Genomic DNA, 23,841 nt, shown 5'->3' on the forward strand with positions numbered 1-23,841 from the left:
GCATCAAACACGCGGAACACGTCAACGCCATTGATCGCCGCTCTTTCGACAAACTTTTTAACGACATCATCCGCATAGTGACGATAGCCTAATAAATTCTGACCACGTAGCAGCATTTGCTGACGAGTATTAGGCATGGCTTCTTTCAGTGAACGAATGCGATGCCAAGGATCTTCACCAAGATAACGAATGCAGGCATCAAAAGTGGCACCACCCCAGCTTTCTACTGACCAGAAGCCGATTTGGTCAAGCTTATCAGCGATGGGTAACATATCATCGAGTCTAAGACGTGTTGCAAAGAGTGATTGGTGGGCGTCACGTAAAACGACATCTGTGATGCCTAGAGGTTTTTTTACTTCGGTCATATTCATGGCCTTTTAATTGGTTCGAAATAGCCTAAATCTGGGGTTATTTGTGGCGTGAACGAAATTTGTGTACTGCCGCTGAGAGCACAGTAATGAGGTTTTTGTCATCATTAGCATGTTGGGATTGATTCATCGCCGGACTGATGACGGCCGTAGGTGAGGAAATACCTTCTTCGGGTAAGACACCTACATTTTTTTCGTAACTGGTGATAATGCGTGACATGATGGTGGTGGCAAACACCAGCAAAGTCAGAAATATAAAGACGAAGCTCATGCCGATAAGCATCAGGTTTAAACCTTCTGTCATTAAGTTTGATGTTGTCATTATTATGGTCTCTCTCCATTGGTTTTCTTAGGTCATTAAATCAATGACTTACAAAAAAGCAGCCGGCAATTATACCATTGTTGAACCTCGAACGAATCACTGAGCCGGAACTCCTTATTTTTAAAAGAGTAATAGTAAAAAATACGATTCTGTTGTAACCGTAATCGATTCAGAATGCGTATGATATTTTCCTATCTGACAAAACCCTGCCAAACTAACTGTAAACGATAGCAAGCTACAAAAGGACACGTATGACACCTGATGAGTCTGACTTCTGGTTTTTGCCACTGGGAGGAACCGGCGAAATAGGCATGAACCTGAACCTTTATGGTCATGATGGCCGTTGGTTAATGGTGGACTGTGGGGTGACGTTTGAGGCAAAAACAGATATTGACGGTGAACCAGTAGAAGGTGCTCAAGCCCATGTGCAGATGGCTGATCCACAATTTATTGTCGATCGAAAAGAACAACTGGATGGTCTGGTCATCACCCATGCTCATGAAGACCACATCGGTGCTGTTCCTTATTTGTGGGAACGGTTTCGTTGTCCTATCTATACCACAGCTTATACGGCAGAAATTCTGCGCAGAAAACTGGCTGAAGCCGGGTTAATCAAAAAAGTGAAAGTCCATGTGGTTGAGGCACATGCATCAAGACAAATAGGGGTCTTTAATGTGCAGTGGATCCAGCTAACACATTCCATTCCTGATCCGTTTGCTTTATTGATCACCACCCCTGTTGGTAAAGCGTTTCATACCGCTGACTGGAAGCTTGATTCCGCACCGGTGGTGGGCGAACCCTATAAAGAAGAAGATTATGCGCGGTTGGCTGAGCTGGGCGTTGATGCGATGGTGTGTGATTCGACCAATGCTAATGTACCTGGTTGGTCAACATCTGAAGCAACGTTGTACAAAGGCCTGAAACATCATGTAGAACAGGCAAAAGGGCGGGTTGTAGTCACCTGCTTTGGCAGCAATATTGCCCGTTTACGAACGGTAGCAGATATTGCTAAAGAAACGGGAAGACACCTCGGCTTATTAGGTCGCTCGCTATTAAACACGTATTCAGCAGCCAAACGTGTGGGTCTATGGAATGGCATTGAAACCTTTGTCGACCCGCATCATTTAGGTTTTTTGCCGCGCGATACTGTTCTATTAGTTGCAACGGGAAGTCAGGGCGAACCCAGAACAGCGTTAAACCGACTCAGTCAGAACAGTTTCCGTGATATTGAATTAGAAGCCGGGGATACGGTAATTTTCAGTTCCAAAGTGATTCCTGGTAATGAATTACCGATTGAAGCATTAATTGAACGGCTCAAGGCCATGCAGGTGGATGTGATTACGGAGGATAACAGCCGACTGGAAATTCATGCTTCAGGTCATCCGGCAATGGAAGAGTTGAAAGCCATGTATCGCTGGGTTAGACCCGCTTGTGCTATTCCTGTTCATGGGGAGTTTCAACACCTTAGAGCCAATGCCAGACTGGCAAAGTCAGTGGGGGTGCCCGAGCAACTTGAAGGGAAAAATGGTGATTTATATTACATAGCACCTGTCAAAGGAATACGACGTGGGGCTGTGAAAACAGGCCGCTTGGGTCTTGTTCAGGATAAACTGAAAAAATTGTTTTAAAAATGTGCTGAAAAGGATTGAAAGTTTTTTGAAATGATAGAAGAAATCAGACGGTTTATCCGTCACCCCAGTAGTGTGCCTATTCAGGTTAAGCGAGGCGAAGAGAAAAAACAGGTACCTTTGAAAGATGTCAGCAAGGGAGGTCTATGTTTTCGTTCACAAGTGACGCTTGCTACAGGCAATGTCGTTGAAGTAAATATTCTCACCTCAAAACCCACCTTTACTGCAAAAGGCATAGTGAGTTGGTGTAAACCGGAAGGAGATGAGTATCTGGTGGGTATTTCATTTCAGAATAAAGCCGTCCGATATGCTCTCAGGATGGTCGAACAAATTTGTTATATAGAAGATTATAAAAAGCGCATCAAAGCTAAAACAGGACGTCAACTGACAAGTGACGAGGCAGCACAGGAATGGATTCAAAAATATGCGGCGGATTTTCCACCTTTATCTGATTAATGCTGCTAGGCTTTTGCTTCAAACCTGTGTGCTCTACGGTCTGAAGAAACGCGGCGTTCTATGAATGGTTTTTGATTACGTTTTCTACGATCATAACGTTGGCGACGATCTGCATCGTTGGTCAGTTTCGCTTCCTGTGCAGCAGGGCGAGCGGGCTCGACCTGTGATGGTGGGCTAATGGTGATCATCGCATTGTGATAAAGCTTAGGTATTTCGTTCATTGTCTATGAAAAGTCAATTTATATACTTAACTATCGGAATACTTTGAAAAAGCTTTAGATATTATTTGCCATCAGAAAAGTGCATATTGAATTGTCCATCACTGATTCGCTGTTTATTCTCAACAGGGTATTGGTAAAGGTAAGCCCAAGCGGTCGATATTTTGAGAGTGCTATTTATAGTTTGAACCGTCACCTGCTGACGTTGATACTCATGTGGTTCAGGAAAAGCAGAAGAACATTCTTCATAATCATCGAGCTGATTCAGTAGCCAGCCAGTTGAAGACAACTTATATAAATCACCGTATACGATGTCGTGTTCATTATTAGATAAAATGGCACCAGGATAATAGTCAATGAGATAGAGTTGTGCTTGCAGAGTGGCACGACAGATGAACTCGCTGTGTTCTGCAAGTAACTTTGCCATGGGATGATGTGTATCTTTCATCAATGTACCGTATACGAATAACAGTTCACTTTGTTCGGTCATTACTTTAAAAATACTCTTTATTTATATGAAAAATATAACAAATAGGTGTTAAGTTGAGCAGTAAGTTAAAGGTCGGTCTTGCTTTGGGTAGCGGCGCTGCACGTGGTTGGGCGCACATCGGTATTATCAAGCAACTGGACAAACTTGGCATCACTCCAGACATTGTAACGGGTACGTCAATAGGCGCTTTGGTTGGGGCTGCTTATGTCGCTAATAATCTCGGCAAACTGAATGACTGGGTGTTGCAATTGGATAAATTAAAAACGGCTCAATACTTTGCCATTAACCGGTCTCTGCAAGGTTTTGTAAACAAAAACCGTCTGCGCACATTTCTTAATGAATATGTGGTGGAACAGGAGCTTGAGATAGAGAATATGCAGAGCTGTTTTGCTACTGTTGCAACAGATTTGTATAGTGGCCGCGAAATATGGAATACACGTGGCAATATGATGGATGCAGTATGGTCTTCCATGTCTTTACCTGGCTTGTTTCCGGCAATAAAGCATAATAATCGATGGTTGATTGATGGAGGGCTCGTTAATCCTGTGCCGGTGTCTTTATGCCGAGCCATGGGCGCGGATGTGGTGATTGCTGTGAACCTCAATAGCGGCATTGTGGGCAAACATTTCAGAACAGATATTGATGATGTAGAGCCATCAATAGCATCAGAACCACCAAAAAGTTGGACTGGAAAAGTCAGTCACATGGTGACGGACTACACCAATAATTTGTTTCCCAAACGTCGTGAACAAAAAGAAGAAGCGCCTGCTTTATTAGATGCCATTGCCGCATCGATTAATATTACACAGGACAGAATTACCCGCAGCCGAATGGCCGGTGATCCACCTGAAATTATTTTAAATCCTCGCCTTTCTCATATCGGTATTCTGGAGTTTTATCGTGCAGATGAAGCCATCAAAGAAGGGATCGCCTGTGTTAAGCGTCAGCAAACCGAGCTAAGTTATTATCTCTCGATGGATAAGTAATTACAGACTCGGACTATCCCAGTCTTTTAGCCGGCTAAAATATTCTTGTAAAAAATCAATCAGAATCCTGACGCGGTGTGATAAAAAGCGTGTCTGTGGATAGATGGCATAAATACCAATATCTTTCTGAACCAGTGCCTTATCGAGAACAGTGATCAACTTGCCCGATTTGAGCGCAGAAAATGCAATAAAATCAGGGCTCAAAATTAACCCTTTTCCATCTATACAGACATCCCGTAGATATTCGCCATTATTTGAAGACAGTACTGTAGGCAAATTAACAGACATCACCTCACCTTGATGGTCCAGTAATGACCAACTGCTACTGACATGTGAATATTGCAGCTTTACGTGCCCGTAAAACAAGTCTTCAGTTTGTTCAGGTAAGCCATTTTGAGCAAAGTAATCAGGACTGCCGCAGATATAAAGACGGGTAGAGGCCAGTTTACGTGCGATCATACTTGAGTCAGTAAGATTAGATATACGTATGGCCAAATCTAAACCTTCAGCGACTAAGTCCTGATGTCTGTCACTAAAATCAATATCAAAAATGATGTCTGGATGCATTTGATTAAACTCGCGTAGAGCCGGACTCAAGTGCAGCAAACCAAAGCTAATGGGGGCAGATAATCTGATACGACCAGATAATGATGTTTGCTCATTGCCTAACGCATTTTCAACCTCATAAATATCATCGAGAATACGGACACAATGCTGGTAGTAACTGCGACCGGCATCGGTAAGCGTTTGTTTACGCGTTGTTCGTTTAAGCAAGCTGATACCCAGTCGTTTCTCTAAATCAGTTAAACGTTTACTGATAGCAGATTTCACCGTATTCATTTGCTCTGCAGCTTTGGTGATACTGCCAGCTTCCACTACCCGCACAAAACACTGCATTTCTTCTAACTGACTCATCTCTATTGTTCTCTATTTGGTAACAATAAGTTCATTAATACACTGTTTTATAAAAATATGGAAACGATAAACTGTGAACCATCTTAACAACACAACAAAAAGGAAAAATTACATGAATGCAGTCACAGGATTAGCAACAGTCACAGGTCGGTTTTTGTTAAGTCTGATGTTTATTTCAGCGGGTATTGGAAAACTCGGTGCAGGTTATGAAGCGACACAAGGCTATATGAGCATGATGGGAGTACCTGCATCACTGTTACCTTTAGTGATAGCAACAGAAATTTTAGGTGGTTTGGCTATCTTAGTTGGTTTCAAAACACGTATTTCTGCGTTTTTGCTAGCAGGTTTTACGCTGATAGCGGCAGCTATTTTCCATAATAATTTTGCCGACCAAATGCAGAGTATTTTGTTTATGAAAGATTTAGCCATTGCCGGTGGTTTGTTGTTACTGGTGGCTAATGGTGCGGGTAATTTGGCTATCGACAATATTAAATAATGTTATCGAAAACAGGAGAATAAACATGAATAACACGATTTTACATATCAATAGTAGTGAACGTATTCAGGACTCTGTGACACGCCAGGTGTCTGCTGAACTCGTCTCGCAATTACAAAAGCAGTCTGGGCTAGCTATCAAATCTCGTGATCTAGTGAAGGGTATTCCATTTATTAACGAAGATTGGATTCATGCCAATTTTACCGACCCCGAGCAACGTACTGAACAAAACAAACAGGCATTAAAAACGTCGGATCAATTAGTAGAAGAGTTGCAGGCTGCTGAGATTCTGGTCATTGCATCGCCTATTTATAATTTTAGTGTGCCAGCCGTATTAAAAGCCTGGATCGATCAAGTTGCCAGAGCAAGAGTGACGTTTCGTTACACAGAAAATGGTCCTGAAGGTTTGCTGAAGGCGAAAAAAGCGTATCTGGTGATGGCTTCTGGCGGCGTGCCTCTGGGGAGTGAAGTGGATTACGCTTCTACTTACCTGAATCAGGTCATGAATTTTCTGGGTATTCATGATGTCACTGTGGTGGATGCTGGCAGTCTGATTCAAGACACAGAAACATTGACTCAAAAAGTTGCTGATCTCGTCAGCTAATATTTATCAGGAGAATGTGATGACTCAGACAAGGGAATTAAGACAAATCATCAATGGAGACAGGGTCTCAGACGGTGCAGGTGTACAGCTTACTCGTATTATCGGCTCACCACAGCTCAATATGCTTGACCCTTTTCTGATGTTTGATGCCTTTGGTTCCGATAAACCTCAGGACTATATTGCTGGCTTTCCTCCACATCCACACCGTGGCTTTGAGACGGTGACTTATATGTTAGAAGGGCGTATGCGTCATGAAGACAGTGCAGGCAATGCCGGGGTAATTGAAACGGGCGGTGTGCAATGGATGACGGCAGGTAAAGGGATTATTCATTCGGAAATGCCAGAGCAGAAAGAAGGACGCTTAGCCGGGTTCCAGTTGTGGGTTAACCTGCCGGCAACAGAAAAAATGAATGAACCGAAGTATCAGGAATTTGATGCTGAGCAGATTCCAGTGGCTAGATTAGACAATGGTACCGCAATCAAGGTCATTGCTGGGCAGACAGATAGTGGCGTGAGTGGTGTGATTGATAACCCGTTTGTTAATCCGCTATACCTGCATGTTTTTTTATCTGCAGGAGTCACGTTTGAGCAGACAGTGAAGGAAACGGACAACACGTTCCTGTATCTGATGAAAGGTCAGATACAGGTCGGCGATAAACAGCGACCACTTAATGCTGGCCAACTCGCCGTATTGGAGACCGGATCAAAAGTGCGAGTCAACAGTGAACGTGATACGGAGTTTGTGCTTGTATCAGGACAGCCTTTGAATGAACCTATTGCCAGAGGCGGTCCATTTGTGATGAACACTCGCGAGCAGATTGAACAAGCCTTTGATGATTATCGTCACGGCCGATTCGCTTAAGTTTTGTTTGTTTGACTATGGAAAAGCCACTGATTTGTCAGTGGCTTTTTTGTTTAAGTATTTTTTAAGTTGCAGGGATTAATCTTGGCCAAAATTAATTTGGTCGAGGTTTACCATGCGTCGTGCAATTCCTTCTCAGTATTTAGTCTTACTGTTCTCTGTGTTCTTGATGCTTGCTTATAACAATGGTTTATGGGTAGGCATCGTTCAGGCCAATCAATTAATCACCCAGCATAATCTATTGTTTTTAGGCTCATGTGCCATCTTTATGACGGCATTGTTTAATCTGATATTCAATTTGGTGTCATCCCGGCACCTGATAAAACCAGTATTGATTTTCATTGTGTTGTGTTCTGCTGCAGCCAGCTATTTTATCGATAGTTATGGTGTACATATCGACAGCTCGATGATTCAAAACGTGTTAGAAACCGATACCTCAGAAACAAAGGAATTATTGAGTAAAGATTTTATTATTCATTTCTTGCTATGGGGTGTTTTGCCAGCATTTTTGATAGCTAAAGTACGGATTGTTCATGTCCGTTGGACAAAGCAATTATTGATGAGCTCGTTTTCTATCACCATGAGTATTTTAGCTATGGGGTTGGTTGCTGCCTTTTTCTATCAGGATTACGCGTCAACATTCCGAAATCATCGCGATTTACGTTATTTAATTAATCCGACCAGTTATATTTATGCGGTCACTAAAATTGCCAAACAACAGTTTGCAGAAGCGGATAAACCATTAATCCCTATTTCACAAAATGCCGCACTTGGCAGCTTAGCGCATGAGAAAAAGCATCGCACAGTGACCGTGATGGTCGTCGGTGAAACAGCGAGAGCAGAATCATTTCATCTGAATGGTTATGAACGTGAGACAACACCAGAGTTAGAGAAAACTAACAGCCTGTATTTTAATAATGCCTCGTCTTGTGGCACAGCCACGGCGACGTCAGTGCCATGTATGTTCTCACCATTTTCTCGTGATGATTATGACGATGAAAAAGGCCATGGTTATGAAAGTGTACTGGACGCTATTTCTGCTGCCGGTGTGAAGGTCAGTTGGCTGGATAATAACAGCGGCTGTAAAGGCGTGTGTGATCGTGTAGAACACCAGAAAGTAACTGACGTTAATCTGACAGATTTATGTCCTGATGGTGAGTGTTATGACGAAGTATTACTGACTAATCTAAAAGTCTTGGTGGCTAAGTCAGATGATGATCAGTTGATTCTCTTACATCAGAAGGGTAGTCACGGACCTGCCTATTTCAAACGTGTGCCGTCTGCATTTGAGAAATTTAAACCAATCTGCGAAACCGCTGAACTACAGAAATGTTCAAATGAAGAACTGAGAAATGCCTATGACAATACGATTTTATACACCGATCATGTGTTGGCTCAATTGATTCAGTATCTGGATAATTTATCTTCTCAATCGATTGATACCGCTATGATTTATGTCTCAGACCATGGCGAGTCTTTAGGTGAACATAATCTGTATCTACATGGTACACCCTATTTCGCTGCCCCCAGCCAGCAAACCCATGTACCTATGGTGGTGTGGTTGTCAGATAACTATAAACGTGACTATCACATCGACCCAGTATGTATGAAAAATGAAACTGGCAAAGCGGTCAGCCACGACAATATTTTCCATTCATTATTAGGGATGAACAATGTCTTACTGCCAGGTAAATATGATCTGGCCTTAGATATCTTTGCCAGCTGTCAGCATAGCTAAATCTATGCTGCATCATTTAGTACGTTTATGGGGGCTGTATTTTGTTCTGATGAGCATGATTGCCATCACAGAACTGGATAAATTAGTAGCGTCCATCTGGTATCAGCTTGAAGGTGGTCAATGGCAATTGAAGCATTTTTGGCTGACGCAAACGTGGTTACATGATGGAGGTCATGACCTAGCCGTCATTTTGTTCAGTGTTGTATTATTAAGTTATGGGATGAGTGTCAGGAACCGCTATTTATCACGCTATCGTCATGCTTTAGCGTATCTTAGTATCAGTATTCCTGTATCGACACTCATGGTAAGTGCTATAAAAAGGCTGACTCAGGTGGATTGTCCCTGGTCTGTAGTGGAGTTTGGTGGCGAGCGACCCTATCAGTTTTGGTTGCATAGTGTATGGTCGCCAATGCAAGGTGCAGATCATTGCTTTCCTGCTGGGCATGCCAGTTCTGCCTATATGTTTTTTGGCCTGTATTTTGTCAGCACGCAGCTTTTTCCTCAGCATGCTAAAAAAGTGTTGTATGGCGTCATCTCTTTTGGCGTTATCTTCGGTCTCGCACAACAATTACGTGGCGCCCATTTCATCAGTCATGACATCACCTCGGCATTTATCTGCTGGACAGTATCCTGCTTGTTATGGAAGTTCTGGCCTGTTAAGCAACTGAAACTAGGTCATTTTGATCAATAGATTGATCTCTGTCATTTCAGTTATTTCGCTATCGTGTATTATTGGGGTAATGTTTACGCCAATCCCTCTTCAATAACAAAGACAACACATGCTGCGACTACGAAATTTGATTTTATTACTGATAGTGGTTGCCGTCGCTGCGGCCAGCTATTACTGGAAGTCTGAACAAGAGTTGAGTTTACCCACTGGCTTTGCTGCTGGAAATAGCCGAATTGAAGCGACCGAAGTTGATGTGGCGACAAAAACGGCGGGGAAAGTTGAGCACATTCAGGTGAATGAAGGTGACTGGGTAAAGCAAGGTCAGGTGCTAGCCGTCATGGATACCGAGCAAGCTGAGGCGAATCTGGCAGTAGCCAATGCGAATCTGAATAAAGCCAATGAATCCAAAAAATACGCACAGGCTATTTTGGCGCAGCGACGCAGTGAAGTCACGCTGGCAAGAAAAGAACTTGAACGGACTCAGGTCTTGGTCAAAAAAGGTCACCTGAGTCAGGAAGTGATGGATCAGAAAGAAACACAAAAAGCGACGGCTCAAGCGGCCATGCAAGCTGCATCGGTACAAGTTGCCGAAGCTCAAGCAGCAATTGAAGCAGCTAAGGCTGAGGTGACAAAAGCACAAGTGGTGATTGCTGACAGCCAACTCACCACACCTCGTAACGGTCGAGTGCTTTATCGCTTGGCTGAGCCGGGTGAAGTTCTGCCTGCTGGTGGTAAAGTCATTACGCTGATTGATGTCAGTGATGTTTATATGTATCTGTTTTTACCTACAGACCAAGCAGGACAAACCCGTGTAGGGGCAGAAGTAAGAATTGTCCTGGATGCCTATCCCAATGTATCTATTCCGGCTCATGTGTCTTTTGTCGCACCACAAGCGCAGTTTACCCCCAAGTCTGTTGAGACAGAGGAAGAACGTGAAAAGCTGATGTTTCGGGTGAAAGTCAAAATTGAAGAAGACATTCTAAGGAAATATGCAGAGCAGGTGAAAACCGGCGTTCCCGGTGTGGCGTATATCAAGCTGGATGACAATGCACAGTGGCCAGAAAAAGTGCCACCTCTCGCCACTTACTAACACGTTATGTCAGCCGATATAGTCGTTAGCCTTGATAATGTCAGTCATCGATATGGTGATACACAGGCATTGGCATCGATGTCAGTTGATATCCCAGCTGGTCAACGCGTTGGGTTTATTGGGCCTGATGGTGTTGGCAAGTCCACATTACTAGGACTTATTGCGGGAGTAAAAAAGATACAAAGCGGGCAATGTCAGGTTTTAGCTGCTGATATGGCTGATAATCGCGAGCGTCATGCTATTTGCTCAAGAATCGCATACATGCCACAAGGTCTGGGTAAAAATCTTTATATGACCTTGTCTGTGCATGAAAATCTGATTTTCTTTGCTCGTCTGTTTAATTTAGCCCCTCATGAACGTGAGGCACGTATCACGCTTTTATTAAAAAGCACGGGATTGAATGAGTTTCGTGATCGACCTGCTGGTCAATTATCTGGCGGCATGAAACAGAAACTGGGTTTATGTTGCGCGTTGATTCATAACCCGGATTTATTAATTCTGGATGAGCCTACCACGGGTGTTGATCCGCTATCTCGCCGTCAATTCTGGACATTGATTGATCGTATTCGTGCCCAGCGACCACAGATGAGTGTCTTGATCGCCACGGCTTATATGGATGAAGCGGCTAATTTTGATTTTTTGGTTGCGATGGATGAGGGGCAAGTACTCGGTACTGGCAGTCCTGCCGAACTTATCAAACACACCGGACAAAGTAATCTCGACGAGGCATTCATCGCTCTGTTACCTGAGGATAAGCGGCAGGGCCATAAAACAATCACTGTTCCGCCACGACAACAGTCTGAGAAGATCGCGATTTCAGCCAAAGACTTATCAAAGACCTTTGGTGATTTTACGGCGGTTAATCAGGTCAATTTTGAAATAGAGCGTGGTGAGATTTTCGGGTTCCTGGGTTCAAATGGTTGTGGTAAGACCACGACCATGAAAATGTTAACAGGCTTATTGCCGGCCAGTTCTGGTGAAGCACGATTGTTTGGTGACGTTGTCGATGCTAAAGATATCGCTATACGCCAACGTGTTGGTTTTATGTCACAAGGCTTTTCTCTGTATGAAGAACTGACGGTCAGACAAAACCTGGTATTACATGCCAGGTTGTTTGATTTGGCAAAAGCTTACCAACAACAACGTATTGATAAGCTGCTGAACGATTTTGACCTTAAACGTTATCAGGCTCATGTCGCTAAGGATCTACCATTAGGCATCCGTCAACGTTTATCACTGGCCGTTGCGATCATTCATGAACCCGAAATTCTCATTCTCGATGAGCCCACATCTGGTGTTGATCCGATTGCACGTGATGAGTTTTGGCAGATATTGATTAGCTTGTCACGAGAGCAGGGTGTGACCATCTTTGTCTCAACTCATTTTATGAATGAAGCCCAGCGCTGTGACCGAATATCGCTCATGCATGCGGGAACGGTACTTGCCACGGATTCACCCGACGCACTGTGTAAGAGCAAGGGGGGCGATAATCTTGAAGATGCGTTTATTGCCTACTTGACAGAGCAGCAAGTTGAAGAGAGTGATGATAGCGAGTTGTTATCCGATAAAGCGATGTCTAGCCAACAAGATAAAATCCATCATGGTGGTTTTTCATTAACACGATTACTCGCCTATAGTCTGCGTGAGGCTTTAGAAATTACACGCGATCCGGTGCGTTTGGTCTTTGCTTTTTTAGGGACGGTGATTCTGCTTTTTGTGTTGGGATATGGAATCAGCCTTGATGTGGAAGATATTCCCTTTGCGGTGATGGATAGGGATCAGTCTCCTGAGAGCCGAGATTACATTCAAAGCCTGGCGGGCTCGCGCTATTTTGAAGAAAAAAAGCCACTTTATAGTGACACTGACATGGATGAACGCATGCGAAGTGGTGAACTGGGTGTGGCTATCGAAATACCGCCTGACTATGGCAAAGATATGCGTCATGGTAAGCAGCCCAGTGTGGGTGTTTGGGTTGATGGTTCGATGCCATATCGTGCTGAAACGATCAAAGGCTATATGCAGGGCTTTCATCTTAGCTATTTGTCAGAACTCAGTATCAGAGAGTCAGGTATTCAGGTAACCCCTAGCTATCAGTTAGTGTCGAGGTATCGGTACAACCCTCAGGTTGAGAGTCTGATTTCAATGGTGCCTGGTGTGATGCCCATTTTATTGTTGATGATTACCTCAATGCTCACCGCCTTGTCGATTGTCAGAGAAAAAGAATTGGGATCCATCACTAATTTCTACGCCACGCCGGTCAATAGACTTGAGTTTTTATTAGGTAAACAATTGCCATACATCATTATTGGCATGATGAACTTTCTGATGTTGATGTGGCTGGTTTATATGGTCTTTGATGTGCCCTTAACGGGTAGTTTTTGGGCCTTACTGGTGGGGACTTTTCTTTATATTATTGTGGCTACTTGCATGGGGCAGTTTATCTCTGCCTTTACCAACACCCAGATAGCAGCCATCTTTCTGGCCATGATTAGCAGTATTGTGCCTTGTGTGAATTACGCAGGACTTATCAATCCGATTAACTCTCTTGAAGGCGCTGGCTATGTCATAGGGCATATGTATCCGGCCTCTTATTATTTGTTGATATGTCGTGGCGCGTTTACCAAAGGATTGGGTTTTGAGGAATTAACAGCTTTTTATTGGCCTATGATCATGGCTATTGTCGTCATCATGTGTCTGAGTTTTGTATTACTCAAGAAACAGGATCGCTGAATGAGTAGTATGAAAAATATTGTCAATCTTGGCGTAAAAGAGTTACGGACATTGGTGCAGGACCCCGTAATGGTGATGGTCATTTTGATCGCTTTTACATTGATGGTCTACTCAGCAGGCAAAAGCGTCTCAACAGAACTCCAGAACACACCCATTGCCATCGTGGATGAGGATCAATCACCGATATCTATCAATATTGCAGAGGCGTTCTATGAACCGCATTTTAAACCGGCAGAACAGATATCGCTCGCACAGATGAATCAATCTCTTGATACAGGAATGTATACCTTTGTATTAGATATTCCCCCTGATTTTCAAAAAGATTTATTAGCTGGTCGCCAGCCTGAAATTCAGCTGGCTATAGATGCCACCATGATGAGTCAGGCGTTTATTGGCGCTGGTTATATTAGCGAAATCATTGATAGAGAAGTGCAACATTTGCTGAAAACTACTAACACAGCGTCGTCAACAGCTGTGCAACAAATTATTCGCATGCGATTTAATCCCAATCTGAATAGTGCTTGGTTTAGTGGAGTGATGGAGCTGATCAATATGATCACTTTACTGTCAGTCATTCTGACAGGTGCCGCATTAATTCGTGAACGTGAACACGGCACGCTGGAGCATCTCTTAGTGATGCCCATTACACCTTTTCAAATTATGATCGCCAAGATTTGGTCAATGGGACTGGTGGTGCTAATCACCAGTACCTTTTCACTATATGTGGTTATTCAGGGCTGGCTGAATATGACTATTGCGGGTTCTATTGCGTTATTTCAGCTGGGCACCGCTTGCTTTTTATTCTCGACCACATCGTTGGGAATTTTATTAGGCACACTGGCTCGTAGTATGCCCCAGCTCGGTCTCTTATTGCTGTTATTGATATTACCTTTACAAATGTTATCGGGCGGCATGACACCTTTTGATAGTATGCCCGACATTGTTCAACATATTATGCAGTTCGCTCCGACCTCACATTTTGTCAGTACCAGTCAGGCTGTGCTTTACCGGGGCGCTGATTTTGCCATTATCTGGCCGGATTTATTGGCTAACTTAATGATAGGTAGTGTCTTTTTTTTGATGGCACTGTTCTTATTCAGAAAAAGCCTGGCAACGGTATAAGCCCTGCTGTTAGTGACATGTAATGGACAAGTTTTTCAAGGTACTTCAGTATGTGTAGGTGTAGCGCATTGAGTTTGAGTCAAGGCCATAAAATTAAGTCTTAAAAAGATAAGGTTATGAAGCTAAGTTGTTTTCTGTGGGGCGCAAGTACTAACAGAACTCAGTAACAAGCCATAACCAAAGTAAGGAGGGGATAGACCATGAATTTAGAAGAGAAAATCTGCCAAAGCTGTACAGAAGACAATAATTTGGATTTTGACTTTACCATGGCCTTTCAACCTATCATTAATTGCAGCAATGAGACGATTTATGGGTATGAGGCTCTAGTCCGAGGTATCAATAACGAGTCGGCATATTCTGTAATCTCTCGAGTCAACGATAGTAATCGTTATCTTTTCGACCAGCTCTGCCGGGTGAAAGCTATCTCGCTGGCATCAAAATTAAATATTACTTCCATGCTGAGCATTAATTTTCTGCCTAACGCGGTTTATGTACCAGAACGGTGTATTCGCACCACCTTCGAAGCGGCAAAACAATATGATTTTCCCACAGAGAGAATCATGTTTGAGTTTACAGAAGTGGAAAAAATAGATGATACAGAACATGTCAAACGTATCGTTGATTATTATCAGTCGCTAGGGTTCAAGACTGCAGTGGATGATTTTGGTTCTGGCTACTCTGGTCTCAATCTGCTTGCTGACTTCCAGACAGATATCATTAAACTCGACATGGCGCTCATCAGACATATTGATTCGAATAAGGTACGTCAAGCTATTATCAAGAACTGTATAACCATGTTCGATGAGTTGAATATTACAACCTTGGCGGAAGGCATTGAAACCTATGAGGAATATGCCTGGTTACGAGATGCCGGAATTAAACTCATGCAGGGATATTATTTTGCGAAACCTGGTTTTGAAAGCTTACCTGAAATAGATCATGGGCATTACCGACAGGCCAGCCAATGATTCATGAGCGGGCTGTATTCAACAACAGTATATGTCCGCTAAACACAAGCATGAACGATTGCTTACATAGAGTACGGTCTCACATGCTCTCAACATAAAAAAACGCATGATAATTAAGAGAACTCATTACGATGATTAACTGGTTAGCCAATCTTGGTGATGTCACCCATGCTGTACAGTTGGCATTGACACCAGCTTTCCTTCTTACCGGCATGGCCGGTATTCTCAATGTAATGGCTAACCGGCTCGCGCGTATCATAGACCGAGCAAGAGTGTTAACCGATAAAATGACCTCAGGGAAGGAACTGTCTGAGCCTTGTCGAGAAGAAATAGCTGTATTGGGTTTACGCCGACGAGCAGCCAGTAATGCCATTACCATGTGTGTGTTGTCTGCTTTGTTAATCTGCTCCGTTGTCTCTGTGATGTTTTTAGAAGCCCTGCTTGATTTCAATTTACGTTGGATGATAGGCGCGTTATTTATGGGCTCGACGATGGCCTTGGTTATTGGTCTGGCTTTTTTTCTCCGAGAAGTGCATTTAGCCACACGCAATAGTTATAAGATGATTCCATCAATGCAAAATAAAAAGCATTGATAAAACTGGGGTAGTAACCAAGGTGGATATAGACAAGCAAAGTGTACTCCTTATGGTTTCAACTCCATTCTAATTAACATTGATTTATTGATAAGACTTGGCATCACTATGGAACAGGACGCAGTGGGATTAACGGACACGATCAGCATATTGTCGGCACAGATGAGTGAACTATGGGAGGCCACGATAAGGGTGATGCCTTCTTTTATTATTGGTCTACTGGTCTTTCTTATCTTCTTTTTACTGGCAAGGCCCTTTTCTGCTCTGCTGGTGCATCCCATTGCTTATATCAGTAGCAGTAATCTGGTTCAGAACGTGATCAGGCGCATTATCAGTCTATTTATTATCTTAGTCGGCTTGTATATCTTTCTGAATATTGTTGGTTTAACGCAGGCCGCACTCGCCATTGTCAGTGGTACTGGTTTGCTGGGTATTATCATTGGTTTTGCGTTCAGAGATATCGCCGAAAATTTCATTTCAAGTTTGCTGCTGAGTGTTCAACGACCCTTTTTAATTGGTGATGTCATCGAAGTGCAAGGGTTGAAAGGCGTTGTAAATAAGGTGACGGCCCGTGGCACAACCTTGGTTGATTTCGATGGCAATCATATTCAAATACCCAATGCGACCATCTATAAAAATGTGATTAAAAACTTCTCGGCGAATCCCTGGGTAAGAGGCAGTTTTATTATAGGCATTGCCTATGATGCCAGCATCCAGCAATCCAGGCAGACCATTTTGTCGGTATTAAATGAACAAAATGAAGTGCTAAAAGATCCTGAACCACAGGTGCTGATTGACTCATTAGGCTCATCCACGATTAATATCGTGATTAATTTTTGGGTCGATGGCCACCAATATGCCTTAAATAAGGTGGCTTCAGTGCTGATGCACAAAACCGTACGAAAATTGGAAGCGGCAGGTATCAATATGCCGGATGATGCTAGAGAGGTCATCTTTCCTCAAGGATTGCCTGTTGTGCAAACGGGGCAGCCACAAGCAGTGATGTCAGAGCCGTCTAGTACAAAATCTCCACATACTGACAATGCTGATGTGAGCACACAAGAACTGGCCAGTGATACACAAGATATTATTGAGCAGGCAAAAAATGCACGTGATCCTGAGGAAGGAAAAAATATTATCTAAACAGAGTTATCTCTGAACTCGTTATTGTTTTAGACTCAGGCAAACATTATTAACAGGAGCCCAGAATGGGGCAGGCAACATCACCAGATTCAACTTTCTGGCAGCGATTACATCATAAAATTGACCATCTTTATCATGGCTCAAGTACCGGTGCCCGACGATTTCGTTGGGGCTTATTAGCATTTGATGCCATTACCATCCTGTATTTCTTATTGGCCTCTTTTTATCATCATATTGATGATTTTCATGTGCTTGAAGAGGCGATTGGTGTTATCTACTTGCTGGAGTTATTGGCCAGGTTATATATCTGTAAATCAAAACTACGTTATCTCATTCACCCGGTTGGACTTGCCGATATTATTGTTATTATTTCCCTGCTGGCACCATCTTTGGCCGAGAATTTTAGTTTCTTACGAGTGATCCGTACGCTGCGATTACTACGCTCTTACCACATGCTGAAAAATCTTCGTAAACAGTCACGTTTTGTGCGAATGCATGAAGATGTGTTGTTCAGTATCGTCAATCTATTTGTGTTTATCTTTGTGATTACTGCCGTTGTTTTTGTGAGTCAGGTACACATAAACGACGATATTAATGATTATGTCGATGCACTTTATTTCACTATAGCCACACTCACGACGACAGGGTTTGGTGATATAACGCTGGTGGGACATGATGGACATATTCTGGCGGTTCTCATCATGATCTTTGGTATCTCATTATTTTTAAGGCTCATTCAAACTATTTTTCGTCCAGGCAAAGTACGTTATGAATGTCCATCATGCGGCTTAAACCGTCATGATCATGATGCGATTCACTGTAAACATTGCGGTGAAGTCATCCATATCACCACAGAAGGAGAGTACTAAACATCACGGTTGTCATATGATTTCAGATGGCTACGAAGCGAAGTATATCGATACTTGACGACGTGGATATTGGGCTCGGACATCGTTGTAGTCTTCTTGCCTGCTTGTAGATTCACTTCAATCTTGTCTTTCTCATTATGTTGCTGTCATGATTTAATAGGATTGCCCCAAGGATGTGGGCAATTGAAAATGATTAAGGAAAATAAAATGAACAAATTTCTTCTAGGAAGCATTATTCTTCTCATGTCTGGCTGCCTGACCTTATCAGGTGAATACCAAGCCTTCGTTTTTGATGCCGATGGCAAGCAGCTCAATCAAAACTTGATTCTTAGAGCGAGTGGTTCTGGAATTTATTCCCTACGAAATTCCGTCTGCAACGCTTATCCTGGGGCAACAATTACCATTATCGATGTAGAAACAGGGGAAGAGTTAGAAAGTGAAAGTCCCTATCAGTGTTAGGTATCTGATCACCTACGCCAAATGGGTCATGCCATAATGCAGGTGTTATTTGTACATGGTATGGGCCGCTCCCCCTTATCTGGCTGGCCAATGCTGCGCCGCTTCAGACAGCATGGAATACGAACACAATCATTCAGTTACTGTGTGTCGAGACAATCCTTTGCGTCAATTCAGTCTCGCCTGGAAAAATGTATCGAAGCTATAGCCAGTGACGGTGAATATATTCTGATCGGGCATTCATTAGGTGGTGTGTTACTTAGGGCTGCTCTGGCAAATATGGACGACTCAGTCAAAGCACCCAAACAGCTTTTTCTGCTCGGCTCGCCTGTTAAAAAATCCAGATTAGCCGTTTATTTTCGCCGATATTGGATGTTTCGTTTCTTAACACAAGACTGCGGTGAGCTATTAGCCTCGAGTGAACGGATGCTGGATATTCCTGCGAGTGAATGCCCAGCAACGGCTGTTGTCGGCGTAAAAGGCATCAATGGGAAAAACAGTCCGTTTAGAGATGAGTTAAATGATGGGGTGGTGTCTTTGTCTGAAGTCAGTACGGATTGGATTCAAGACCAGATTCAGTTGCCTGTAATCCATAGTTTCTTACCTTCCAGTAAGCGTGTATCCAGTGTTATCTTGTCTAGGATTGTTTGATTCTATGCTTTAGCAAGGCTCTGGAGTTTATCCAGAGCCTATGTTGTCATTTAACGATGGTATTCACCCGCACGTTCTGGCTGGTATAGGATTTCATCGACGTGCACGCGAATGGTTTGACCATCACGACCTGGCCAATCAATTTCATCACCCTCAACTAAGCCCAGCATGGCGCTGCCAGCAGGCGCCAGTATCGATATCGTCTTGCCATCTGTTGTCATATCTTTTGGATAGACCAGCGTCAGGCAAAAAGTTTGATCTGAGGAAGATACCGAAAATTTAACGGTGGAGTTCATCGTTACCACATTCGGTGGGATTGCCGTAGGTTCAACAATGTCGGCGCGATCCAGTTCTGCTTCCAGATAGGATGTTCGTTCAGCTTCAACAGGCGTTAACCCATCCAAAATATGTTCTAAACGGTGTAAGTCTAGCTCTGAAACAATAATATTCGGTTGTGATACATTCATTTAATAACCTCTCAACATTAAGATGTAGCTGTACTGCGACAACGTGTTATAAATAAAAAATGGAAAATAAAAAGGCGCGAACATCTCACTGTTCTGAACGTTATCATGCCATAAAGTCTGAGCACTTATAAGCCTTATTCTGGCTTTATCTGGAGTATGAAAATCAGCCTACAATACGCATTCTAACGTGCTGTTAATCAATGTTATTTCTGCCTGGTTCGGACAGAGGTGAAAAGCACTAATCCCTATTTATAGGTATGAAAAATGATTTTCTGCTGAAGTGGCGGCAAAGTGCTTAGTCATTCGCTAAATCAGTAGCTAACTCACTGCGATTACGCCCGTTCATTTTTCCTTGATAAAGTGCAAGATCGGCTGCTTTAATAATGTCGTCGATATGTTGATGTGGTAACTGGGTGGAAGCAATACCGATGGTGACGGTGAGTGGCTGATCAAGCTCATCCAAATTAAGATCTGATACAACATGTCTTAGTTTTTCTGCGAGAGTGAAAGCGGCTTTATGTGATGTGTCAGGTAATAACAGGATAAATTCTTCACCGCCAAATCGAGCTAAAACATCTGTTTGACGAATATGGTGCTTTAAACAATCGGCGACGTATTTCAAACAAGTGTCACCGATATCATGGCCATAGCGGTCGTTGATGCTTTTAAAAAAATCAATATCAATGAGTAAGATACTGAGAACTGCATGCTGCCGTTTTGCCTCAGCAAGACTGGCTTTAAGCTTGATGTCGAAGCCGCGACGATTAAGGAGTGAGGTTAAAGGATCCTGCTGAGCCAGTTGTTCAAGTTCGTTTGTCAGTGCTCGGTATCTGTTTTGAAAGAAAAGACCAAAATAGGTACTGACAAGGACGCTCATTGCCAACCAAAAACCTCGAGAAATAGACTTACTCTGGTTGTAGGCTTCACCAGTCAAATCCACAAAGAATTTACCCAAAGCCGTACAAAGAATGATTGCTATCAGCAATCCCATTCCGATGATAATAGATTGTTTCTTGCTGCCGAATAATGTAGCCATGATGGGATAGAGTGGAAGTAAAAAAGCAAACTGACTGTTCACGCCACCAGAAATGGCAATCAGAGGAATAATGGAAATAACAGCAACAAAAAAAAGCGCCGCCATTTCATAGGCAGGAAAACGATGACTGCGTATGAATAAATACACTGAAAATATAAGCACCGTATTGATACTGCCCATCACTGTAAAGTAGCTGGGTAGTTCTACAAAAAGAGGCCTGAAAATTGTACCTGAGGCCACAGCAATCAATGATATTAATGTAAATTGTAAAATCAGTTTATGGTTGAGATGGGCGTGCGATTGACCTGACATGGAGTGTCCCTGACCATGGTTTGCAAATTAACAGTAAGTTAGCATACTTCATTCTAAACCGATCACGCTGCTGACGTATTCGTTAATGATGTTGATTAATTGACATCGCTAGAACATGAATAGCTAACAAGGAAGATACATTGAATAGTCAAAAACGACGTGCCGTTGCCACATTTTTTGCAGCAGGTACCATAGATAAACAGCAGATACCAATGGCACTAAGACGCTTAGGTTTAATGCCTGACAAACGCGTTTGGTTGCGGCTGTTTGACCAGATTTTACTGGCCTCTGGCATAGTGGCGATGGCTTTATCAATGATTTTCTTTATCGCTTATAACTGGTCTGATATGGGTCGGTTCAGCAAATTCTTGTTGCTGGAAGCTAGTATCATTTTATCTGTCATGCTCTATTGCTATTTTGTGGCCAGAAAACTGGTCAGCAGAATGGCTTTATTGCTAGCCAGTTTATTGGTGGGGGCATTAATGGCCTTTTATGGTCAAACCTATCAAACGGGGGCAGATAGTTGGCAGCTGTTTTTCTACTGGGCCTTTGCGATCACACCGTGGGTAGTTATTTCGAGATTCTCCAGTTTATGGCTACTCTGGTTGATGTTATTGAATCTTGCTTTAGTGTTGTATTTCGATACTTTTCATTCAATTTTTGGTTTGGTTTTTGACGCTCAAAATACTTTATTTTGGTGTTTGTTTGGCCTTAATAGTCTGGCATTGCTTATATGGGAGTGGTGCAGTAAGAAAATGGTGGCGCTGACTGAGCGTTGGCCACAACGGGTTATTGCCATCATAAATGGTTGGGCTATTACGGCATTAGCGATTTATGTCAGCCTGGATAAACCGGAAGAACAGCTGCTGCCCTTGCTTATCTGGGTAGCTTGGTTAATCATTTTTATGGTCGCTTATCGTCAATTGCGGCTTGATATTTTTATGTTGGCTGGTGGTTGCTTATCAGCCATTTTGGTCATTATGACACTGCTAGGCCAACATATTATTGAGTCAGGCGACGAGGGTGCACTATTACTGTTGTCAGTATTGATCATGGCCATGGGGGCCGGTGCAGCCTACTGGTTGAAACAGGTGCACAGGGAGAGTGAGTCATGAGCACTGAGGACAAAGTATGGATGACATTAAGCCAATCTGGTCTCGTTTCGGGGCCTAGACCTGAAGGCCTGAGCATATCTATGCCTTGGTATATCAAAACATTACTGGCCGTATCAGCTTGGTTAGCGGCAGTATTTTTATTTGCTTTTCTGGCCATGCTGTTTAATGGACTATTAGATTCAGTATTGGCAGCTACACTGTTTGGTAGTTTTTTTATATTAATCGCATATCACGTGCTTAAGAGTGAGCCGTCGGACTTCGTCGAGCATTTGGGGCTAGCGTTCAGTATTGCTGGGCAGATTTTGTTAATTATTGCTATGTTGCAGTGGGGAAGTGATGCCGATCATCTCAAGTGGCTTATTGCGCTTGGTTTAAATGTATTTCTTATTTTTCTTATCCCCAATTTTGTGCATAGAGTGCTTTCTTCATTTCTTGCCTGTATTTGTCTAGCGGGTAGTTTGGCTCAATACGGTCTCTTTAGTATGTGTTTGCCACTGATCCTGTTTATTTGTGCCTGGTGCTGGATTCATGAGTTTAAAAATGCAAAGTGGTATCGATATGTGACGGCTTTAGGTTATGGCTCTCTGTTTTCCTTACTGCTCATCGAAACAAACACATTTTTTCAGTCCGGTTTATTTTATTGGGGGCATCAGGTAGCAGTTAAGCAGCTTGGCCATTTTTACTATTTGAATTCAATGTTGACTGGCGCAGTTGTTATATATTCTTCTTTAATGATTATTAATAAATATCAATCATTAATGATGAAAAGCTCTTGGTATATATTAGCTTTTGTGTTGGTGCTTTCAGGCATTACGTGGTCAATCAATGGTATGCACACAAGCATGGTTGTTTTTGCTCTGGGGCTGGCGACAACACATCGTATATTGATTGGACTTGGCAGCCTATACCTTTTATTCAGTATTAGCCATTATTACTATTCACTTGATACAACATTGTTAGTGAAAGCGTTAAGTCTAGCCATCTTAGGGGGAGTATTGCTCGGCATACGTTGGTGTTTGCCCAAACTGTTTGGAGAATCAACATGAAACTGCATAAAGCGATGGCTGTCACGACCTTGTTGTTGATTTTACTCACGGTTAATGCATTGGTGTATCAGCAGGAAAAGCTATTGTCTGATGGTGAAAAGATATTGTTGAAGTTGAGAGTGGTGGACCCTCGCTCGTTGATGCAGGGTGACTACATGGCCCTGGATTACGAACTGACAGCACAGATTCGTATGCACTTGGCAGAACAGCGTCATGATGTGGAAAGGCCATTGCGCCCTCAAGATGCGTTTGTGGTCGTCAAAGTCGATAAAGACAACGTGGCAGAGTTTATCCGAATCGATAATGATCAGCCATTAGCCGGCAACGAACGCCGTCTCTTTTTTCGGGTACGTAACAACAGCATCAAATTTGGTACGAATGCTTTCTTTTTTGAGGAGGGCACGGCGTCAAACTATCAGGATGCACAGTTTGCTGAGTTTCGAGTCAATCAGGAAGGGGACTTATTACTGGTCAGTGTACAGTAATAAAA

26 protein-coding genes and 1 pseudogene are annotated in these 23,841 nt (G+C 42.9%); 20 read left to right on the forward strand and 7 right to left on the reverse strand.

What is annotated here, in order from left to right; genetic code table 11:
• Both B3V56_RS13645 and B3V56_RS13650 read right to left on the reverse strand, forming a co-directional pair.
• Nucleotides 1-365, reverse strand: a pseudogene (locus tag B3V56_RS13645) (oxaloacetate decarboxylase); the annotation flags it as partial.
• Nucleotides 366-408: 43 nt separating this feature from the next.
• The gene (locus tag B3V56_RS13650; RefSeq protein WP_286304488.1) at nucleotides 409-690 is read right to left on the reverse strand and encodes an OadG family protein; all 282 of its coding nucleotides are present in this window, start codon (nucleotides 688-690) and stop codon (nucleotides 409-411) included.
• A 251-nt stretch (nucleotides 691-941) separates the two neighbouring features.
• Between B3V56_RS13650 and B3V56_RS13655 the strand changes: the two genes are divergently transcribed.
• Complete coding sequence (locus B3V56_RS13655; protein WP_289282764.1) at nucleotides 942-2,318, forward strand: ribonuclease J; 1,377 nt, start codon at nucleotides 942-944, stop codon at nucleotides 2,316-2,318.
• 33 nt (nucleotides 2,319-2,351) lie between these two features.
• Nucleotides 2,352-2,774 carry a PilZ domain-containing protein gene (locus B3V56_RS13660; RefSeq protein WP_289282765.1) on the forward strand — a complete coding sequence of 141 codons (423 nt, stop codon included), beginning with the start codon at nucleotides 2,352-2,354 and terminating at the stop codon, nucleotides 2,772-2,774.
• A 5-nt stretch (nucleotides 2,775-2,779) separates the two neighbouring features.
• On the opposite strand, the gene B3V56_RS13665 is transcribed toward B3V56_RS13660, so the two are convergent.
• The gene (locus tag B3V56_RS13665) at nucleotides 2,780-2,995 is read right to left on the reverse strand and encodes a hypothetical protein (RefSeq protein WP_289282766.1); all 216 of its coding nucleotides are present in this window, start codon (nucleotides 2,993-2,995) and stop codon (nucleotides 2,780-2,782) included.
• A gap of 61 nt (nucleotides 2,996-3,056) precedes the next feature.
• Nucleotides 3,057-3,482 carry a gamma-glutamylcyclotransferase family protein gene (locus B3V56_RS13670; RefSeq protein ID WP_286304491.1) on the reverse strand — a complete coding sequence of 142 codons (426 nt, stop codon included), beginning with the start codon at nucleotides 3,480-3,482 and terminating at the stop codon, nucleotides 3,057-3,059.
• Between the two features lie 53 nt (nucleotides 3,483-3,535).
• On the opposite strand from B3V56_RS13670, the gene B3V56_RS13675 reads away from it, so the two are divergent.
• Entirely contained in the window at nucleotides 3,536-4,468 is a 933-nt protein-coding gene (locus B3V56_RS13675; protein ID WP_289284418.1) for a patatin-like phospholipase family protein, read from the forward strand.
• On the opposite strand, the gene B3V56_RS13680 is transcribed toward B3V56_RS13675, so the two are convergent.
• Nucleotides 4,469-5,383 carry a LysR family transcriptional regulator gene (locus B3V56_RS13680; RefSeq protein WP_289282768.1) on the reverse strand — a complete coding sequence of 305 codons (915 nt, stop codon included), beginning with the start codon at nucleotides 5,381-5,383 and terminating at the stop codon, nucleotides 4,469-4,471.
• Nucleotides 5,384-5,495: 112 nt separating this feature from the next.
• On the opposite strand from B3V56_RS13680, the gene B3V56_RS13685 reads away from it, so the two are divergent.
• From B3V56_RS13685 to B3V56_RS13750, 14 genes are all read left to right on the forward strand, one after another.
• Complete coding sequence (locus B3V56_RS13685; protein ID WP_289284419.1) at nucleotides 5,496-5,879, forward strand: DoxX family protein; 384 nt, start codon at nucleotides 5,496-5,498, stop codon at nucleotides 5,877-5,879.
• Between the two features lie 25 nt (nucleotides 5,880-5,904).
• Entirely contained in the window at nucleotides 5,905-6,483 is a 579-nt protein-coding gene (locus tag B3V56_RS13690; RefSeq protein WP_289282771.1) for an FMN-dependent NADH-azoreductase, read from the forward strand.
• Between the two features lie 19 nt (nucleotides 6,484-6,502).
• Nucleotides 6,503-7,345, forward strand: a complete 843-nt coding sequence (locus B3V56_RS13695; protein ID WP_289284420.1) for a pirin family protein — start codon at nucleotides 6,503-6,505, stop codon at nucleotides 7,343-7,345.
• Nucleotides 7,346-7,460: 115 nt separating this feature from the next.
• Nucleotides 7,461-9,083 carry a phosphoethanolamine transferase gene (locus B3V56_RS13700; RefSeq protein WP_289284421.1) on the forward strand — a complete coding sequence of 541 codons (1,623 nt, stop codon included), beginning with the start codon at nucleotides 7,461-7,463 and terminating at the stop codon, nucleotides 9,081-9,083.
• A 4-nt stretch (nucleotides 9,084-9,087) separates the two neighbouring features.
• Nucleotides 9,088-9,774 (forward strand): phosphatase PAP2 family protein, encoded by a 687-nt coding sequence (locus tag B3V56_RS13705; protein ID WP_289282775.1) that lies wholly within the window; start codon nucleotides 9,088-9,090, stop codon nucleotides 9,772-9,774.
• Nucleotides 9,775-9,862: 88 nt separating this feature from the next.
• Entirely contained in the window at nucleotides 9,863-10,843 is a 981-nt protein-coding gene (locus tag B3V56_RS13710; protein ID WP_289282776.1) for an HlyD family secretion protein, read from the forward strand.
• A gap of 6 nt (nucleotides 10,844-10,849) precedes the next feature.
• Nucleotides 10,850-13,573, forward strand: a complete 2,724-nt coding sequence (gene rbbA, locus B3V56_RS13715) for a ribosome-associated ATPase/putative transporter RbbA (protein WP_289284422.1) — start codon at nucleotides 10,850-10,852, stop codon at nucleotides 13,571-13,573.
• The gene (locus B3V56_RS13720) at nucleotides 13,574-14,695 is read left to right on the forward strand and encodes an ABC transporter permease (protein WP_289283613.1); all 1,122 of its coding nucleotides are present in this window, start codon (nucleotides 13,574-13,576) and stop codon (nucleotides 14,693-14,695) included.
• Between the two features lie 200 nt (nucleotides 14,696-14,895).
• The gene (locus B3V56_RS13725) at nucleotides 14,896-15,663 is read left to right on the forward strand and encodes an EAL domain-containing protein (RefSeq protein WP_289283614.1); all 768 of its coding nucleotides are present in this window, start codon (nucleotides 14,896-14,898) and stop codon (nucleotides 15,661-15,663) included.
• Between the two features lie 131 nt (nucleotides 15,664-15,794).
• Nucleotides 15,795-16,256 (forward strand): DUF2721 domain-containing protein, encoded by a 462-nt coding sequence (locus B3V56_RS13730; RefSeq protein ID WP_289244381.1) that lies wholly within the window; start codon nucleotides 15,795-15,797, stop codon nucleotides 16,254-16,256.
• Nucleotides 16,257-16,364: 108 nt separating this feature from the next.
• Nucleotides 16,365-17,399 (forward strand): mechanosensitive ion channel family protein, encoded by a 1,035-nt coding sequence (locus B3V56_RS13735; RefSeq protein ID WP_289284423.1) that lies wholly within the window; start codon nucleotides 16,365-16,367, stop codon nucleotides 17,397-17,399.
• A 65-nt stretch (nucleotides 17,400-17,464) separates the two neighbouring features.
• Nucleotides 17,465-18,268, forward strand: a complete 804-nt coding sequence (locus B3V56_RS13740) for an ion transporter (RefSeq protein ID WP_289283616.1) — start codon at nucleotides 17,465-17,467, stop codon at nucleotides 18,266-18,268.
• A gap of 207 nt (nucleotides 18,269-18,475) precedes the next feature.
• Nucleotides 18,476-18,727, forward strand: a complete 252-nt coding sequence (locus B3V56_RS13745) for a hypothetical protein (RefSeq protein ID WP_286304504.1) — start codon at nucleotides 18,476-18,478, stop codon at nucleotides 18,725-18,727.
• A gap of 36 nt (nucleotides 18,728-18,763) precedes the next feature.
• On the forward strand, nucleotides 18,764-19,375 hold the full coding sequence (locus B3V56_RS13750; protein ID WP_289283617.1) for an esterase/lipase family protein: 612 nt from the start codon (nucleotides 18,764-18,766) through the stop codon (nucleotides 19,373-19,375).
• Between the two features lie 50 nt (nucleotides 19,376-19,425).
• Here B3V56_RS13750 and rnk read toward each other — a convergent pair whose 3' ends face one another.
• Nucleotides 19,426-19,842: a nucleoside diphosphate kinase regulator gene (gene rnk, locus B3V56_RS13755; RefSeq protein ID WP_286304506.1), complete on the reverse strand. Its 417-nt coding sequence runs from the start codon at nucleotides 19,840-19,842 to the stop codon at nucleotides 19,426-19,428.
• Nucleotides 19,843-20,137: 295 nt separating this feature from the next.
• On the reverse strand, nucleotides 20,138-21,190 hold the full coding sequence (locus B3V56_RS13760; protein ID WP_289283618.1) for a GGDEF domain-containing protein: 1,053 nt from the start codon (nucleotides 21,188-21,190) through the stop codon (nucleotides 20,138-20,140).
• 140 nt (nucleotides 21,191-21,330) lie between these two features.
• On the opposite strand from B3V56_RS13760, the gene B3V56_RS13765 reads away from it, so the two are divergent.
• From B3V56_RS13765 to B3V56_RS13775, 3 genes are read left to right on the forward strand one after another with little or no spacing between them, the layout of a single operon-like run.
• The gene (locus B3V56_RS13765) at nucleotides 21,331-22,305 is read left to right on the forward strand and encodes a DUF2157 domain-containing protein (RefSeq protein WP_289284424.1); all 975 of its coding nucleotides are present in this window, start codon (nucleotides 21,331-21,333) and stop codon (nucleotides 22,303-22,305) included.
• Entirely contained in the window at nucleotides 22,302-23,351 is a 1,050-nt protein-coding gene (locus B3V56_RS13770; protein WP_289283621.1) for a DUF4401 domain-containing protein, read from the forward strand. The genes B3V56_RS13765 and B3V56_RS13770 overlap by 4 nt, the downstream gene beginning before the upstream one ends.
• A complete protein-coding gene (locus B3V56_RS13775; protein ID WP_289283622.1) occupies nucleotides 23,348-23,836 on the forward strand; it encodes a GDYXXLXY domain-containing protein in 489 nt (162 codons plus the stop codon). Before B3V56_RS13770 ends, B3V56_RS13775 begins: the two co-directional genes overlap by 4 nt.
• The last annotated feature ends 5 nt before the right edge of the window (nucleotides 23,837-23,841 follow it).

The organism is Methylophaga sp. UBA2513, from assembly GCF_002341285.1.
Taxonomy (GTDB): domain Bacteria; phylum Pseudomonadota; class Gammaproteobacteria; order Nitrosococcales; family Methylophagaceae; genus Methylophaga; species Methylophaga marina.

What these genes read in the sequence shown, in the direction of transcription:
- B3V56_RS13650 (WP_286304488.1), bottom strand. Translation starts at nt 690, where the DNA reads ATGACAACATCAAACTTAATGACAGAAGGTTTAAACCTGATGCTTATC.
- B3V56_RS13655 (WP_289282764.1), top strand. Translation starts at nt 942, where the DNA reads ATGACACCTGATGAGTCTGACTTCTGGTTTTTGCCACTGGGAGGAACC.
- B3V56_RS13660 (WP_289282765.1), top strand. Translation starts at nt 2,352, where the DNA reads ATGATAGAAGAAATCAGACGGTTTATCCGTCACCCCAGTAGTGTGCCT.
- B3V56_RS13665 (WP_289282766.1), bottom strand. Translation starts at nt 2,995, where the DNA reads ATGAACGAAATACCTAAGCTTTATCACAATGCGATGATCACCATTAGC.
- B3V56_RS13670 (WP_286304491.1), bottom strand. Translation starts at nt 3,482, where the DNA reads ATGACCGAACAAAGTGAACTGTTATTCGTATACGGTACATTGATGAAA.
- B3V56_RS13680 (WP_289282768.1), bottom strand. Translation starts at nt 5,383, where the DNA reads ATGAGTCAGTTAGAAGAAATGCAGTGTTTTGTGCGGGTAGTGGAAGCT.
- B3V56_RS13685 (WP_289284419.1), top strand. Translation starts at nt 5,496, where the DNA reads ATGAATGCAGTCACAGGATTAGCAACAGTCACAGGTCGGTTTTTGTTA.
- B3V56_RS13690 (WP_289282771.1), top strand. Translation starts at nt 5,905, where the DNA reads ATGAATAACACGATTTTACATATCAATAGTAGTGAACGTATTCAGGAC.
- B3V56_RS13695 (WP_289284420.1), top strand. Translation starts at nt 6,503, where the DNA reads ATGACTCAGACAAGGGAATTAAGACAAATCATCAATGGAGACAGGGTC.
- B3V56_RS13700 (WP_289284421.1), top strand. Translation starts at nt 7,461, where the DNA reads ATGCGTCGTGCAATTCCTTCTCAGTATTTAGTCTTACTGTTCTCTGTG.
- B3V56_RS13705 (WP_289282775.1), top strand. Translation starts at nt 9,088, where the DNA reads ATGCTGCATCATTTAGTACGTTTATGGGGGCTGTATTTTGTTCTGATG.
- B3V56_RS13710 (WP_289282776.1), top strand. Translation starts at nt 9,863, where the DNA reads ATGCTGCGACTACGAAATTTGATTTTATTACTGATAGTGGTTGCCGTC.
- rbbA (WP_289284422.1), top strand. Translation starts at nt 10,850, where the DNA reads ATGTCAGCCGATATAGTCGTTAGCCTTGATAATGTCAGTCATCGATAT.
- B3V56_RS13720 (WP_289283613.1), top strand. Translation starts at nt 13,574, where the DNA reads ATGAGTAGTATGAAAAATATTGTCAATCTTGGCGTAAAAGAGTTACGG.
- B3V56_RS13725 (WP_289283614.1), top strand. Translation starts at nt 14,896, where the DNA reads ATGAATTTAGAAGAGAAAATCTGCCAAAGCTGTACAGAAGACAATAAT.
- B3V56_RS13730 (WP_289244381.1), top strand. Translation starts at nt 15,795, where the DNA reads ATGATTAACTGGTTAGCCAATCTTGGTGATGTCACCCATGCTGTACAG.
- B3V56_RS13735 (WP_289284423.1), top strand. Translation starts at nt 16,365, where the DNA reads ATGGAACAGGACGCAGTGGGATTAACGGACACGATCAGCATATTGTCG.
- B3V56_RS13740 (WP_289283616.1), top strand. Translation starts at nt 17,465, where the DNA reads ATGGGGCAGGCAACATCACCAGATTCAACTTTCTGGCAGCGATTACAT.
- B3V56_RS13745 (WP_286304504.1), top strand. Translation starts at nt 18,476, where the DNA reads ATGAACAAATTTCTTCTAGGAAGCATTATTCTTCTCATGTCTGGCTGC.
- B3V56_RS13750 (WP_289283617.1), top strand. Translation starts at nt 18,764, where the DNA reads ATGCAGGTGTTATTTGTACATGGTATGGGCCGCTCCCCCTTATCTGGC.
- rnk (WP_286304506.1), bottom strand. Translation starts at nt 19,842, where the DNA reads ATGAATGTATCACAACCGAATATTATTGTTTCAGAGCTAGACTTACAC.
- B3V56_RS13760 (WP_289283618.1), bottom strand. Translation starts at nt 21,190, where the DNA reads ATGTCAGGTCAATCGCACGCCCATCTCAACCATAAACTGATTTTACAA.
- B3V56_RS13770 (WP_289283621.1), top strand. Translation starts at nt 22,302, where the DNA reads ATGAGCACTGAGGACAAAGTATGGATGACATTAAGCCAATCTGGTCTC.
- B3V56_RS13775 (WP_289283622.1), top strand. Translation starts at nt 23,348, where the DNA reads ATGAAACTGCATAAAGCGATGGCTGTCACGACCTTGTTGTTGATTTTA.